At 55.4% G+C, this 1,964-nt stretch carries 3 protein-coding genes; 1 reads left to right on the plus strand and 2 read right to left on the minus strand.

All coding sequences use genetic code 11. From position 1 onward, the window contains the following. Positions 1-152 precede the first annotated feature (152 nt). Complete coding sequence (locus IVA92_RS35550) at positions 153-368, minus strand: hypothetical protein (RefSeq protein ID WP_247280637.1); 216 nt, start codon at positions 366-368, stop codon at positions 153-155. Positions 369-574: 206 nt separating this feature from the next. Here IVA92_RS35550 and IVA92_RS35555 point away from each other — a divergent pair, with 206 nt between their 5' ends. After that, positions 575-928 (plus strand): hypothetical protein, encoded by a 354-nt coding sequence (locus tag IVA92_RS35555; RefSeq protein WP_247280638.1) that lies wholly within the window; start codon positions 575-577, stop codon positions 926-928. A gap of 597 nt (positions 929-1,525) precedes the next feature. On the opposite strand, the gene IVA92_RS35560 is transcribed toward IVA92_RS35555, so the two are convergent. Then, a partial coding sequence (locus IVA92_RS35560; RefSeq protein WP_247280639.1) for an IS3 family transposase occupies positions 1,526-1,964 on the minus strand: 439 nt, incomplete at its 5' end.

The following is a 1,964-nucleotide window of genomic DNA, read 5'->3' on the forward strand; positions in this document are numbered from 1 at the left end:
TTGCAGATCGACAAACCTGTCGACCGATCTCAAGAGATGGTCGGCGGGAATATGCTTCTCGAGCGAGAACTCATAGAACAAAGCAGCCTGTTCGACTTGCCGATGCCCCATCATGATCTTCAGCCCTGCCAATTAGACAGACTGAATCACTGCTATCCTTGAGTCGCAACTGCCGCCTTTTTCAACAAAATCGGCCCTTTTCGACCAAACTTTGGGACCGCGATCCCCGCGAGCGCGGTGGTCGTCGCCGTCCGAACATGCCCTCTACTTCCGCCGAACACGTGGGGGTGCCCCCAGTTGAAATAAAATGTGATAATTAAACTGAAGAAAAATGGGGATATTCCAGAAAACACCTTCTTTTCTTCCATTTATACGATCGTGAGCTTCGGGCGCGGGCAGAAGCAGTGACGCAGTTACAATAAATGTTCATGCCGATCAGCGAAGCGCAGCTGATCCTCCAAGATTCCTTTCAGTCTTGGCCCGCGGAAACGAACGTATGTACGCCAAGCTCATCGATGTTCCCAGAATGCCTCAATTTCGTAGTCCTTGAATTCGACTACAGCAGCGTTGGCAAATGAAAAAACCGCTTGCAACAATCAGCTTAGTCGCATGCCTTGGCGGACTCTCGGCAGTTGAGATCGCGAAGGCGCAAGCGAAACAGCAATGCAGCGCCGCGATGCCGTCGAACCCGCAGGGGCGTTTGTGGTCCTACCGCATCATTGACGGACGAAAATGCTGGTACGAAGGCAAGCCCATGCTTTCAAAGTCATCGTTGGAGTGGACCAAGGACGTTGTGCAAACGTTTTCAAACGAAAATACAGCCGCCACGCCAAGGAATGCATTGGATTCGCAAGCGTGGGCACCACCTGAACCCGTCACTTTTGAAGCACTATGGCGGGCAAGAGTTGGCGAGTATTACCGGTATTAGAAGCACTCTGATCGGGCGGGGGGCTTATCCAATGGCAGGTTCACATCCCGAAGGCGCCTGCAGTGAAGCGAGCGAAAGAAGACGTCTTCTGATCGGTCGCGGCTCACAGCAGCGCGGCTATCGCCGTTCATTATCCTGTGAGGATCGAATGGCCGATCATCAACAAGCGCGGGGAACGGGACGTCCGTCGTTAAACGCGGAAGTCAGAATCGGAGGGCGTATCACGGTCATCGATGCAGCTGGCCCGCGCCTAGCGAGCAAGCGGGGTACCGTTGTTAGTTCAAGCACCTATTGCGATGCCGTACGCGTGATACTTGACGGTTCAAAATCACCGATCACTCTCCATAGGAAGTATCTCAAGTTGTCGACCGATCGCTAAGCTGCATACGCGTGAAGCACATGGCAGCGCGACACCGAGCGCGTTGCTCACTGTGCGCCGTTCGGCGAGACGAATGGCTAGGGAGGGGAATACTCTTAAAGAGCCGCCGCATTTTCAGGAGCTGCTCTACTCCCGCAGAGTGACCTAGCAAGCTCGACGCTCTGAGTGAATCGTCTCGACATTTTGTGTGAGCTGCTGCCGGTTTGATGGACACCAGGTTAAGCTAATCCCACCTTGCGCTCGAACTCAACCGGGCTGAGATAGCCGATGGTCGAGTGCCTGCGGGTCGTGTTGTAAAACCTTTCGATGTAGTCGAACACGTCGGCGCGTGCCTCATCTCTGGTGCGGTAGATCTTGTTGGCGGTGCGTTCGGTCTTGAGGGAGGAGAAGAAACTCTCCATCGCTGCATTGTCCCAGACGTTGCCGGAGCGGCTCATGCTGCAGACGATACCCTGGTCGGCCATCAGGCGCTGGAACTGCTCGCTGGTGTACTGGCTGCCCTGGTCGGAGTGGTGCAGTAATGCGTCCGGCTTGCCGCGTCGCCAGACGGCCGTCAGTAGGGCATCGGTTACCAACTGAGCTGTCATGGCGGCGCTCATCGACCAACCCACCACCCGGCGTGAGAACAGGTCGATCACCGCTGCGACGTAGAGCCAG

Origin of the sequence: Bradyrhizobium sp. 154 (genome assembly GCF_023073875.1) — a bacterium.
Taxonomy (GTDB): Bacteria; Pseudomonadota; Alphaproteobacteria; order Rhizobiales; family Xanthobacteraceae; genus Bradyrhizobium.

Coding starts and splice junctions, on each gene's coding strand:
- IVA92_RS35550 (WP_247280637.1), bottom strand. CDS start 368: ATGGAAGAAAAGAAGGTGTTTTCTGGAATATCCCCATTTTTCTTCAGT.
- IVA92_RS35555 (WP_247280638.1), top strand. CDS start 575: ATGAAAAAACCGCTTGCAACAATCAGCTTAGTCGCATGCCTTGGCGGA.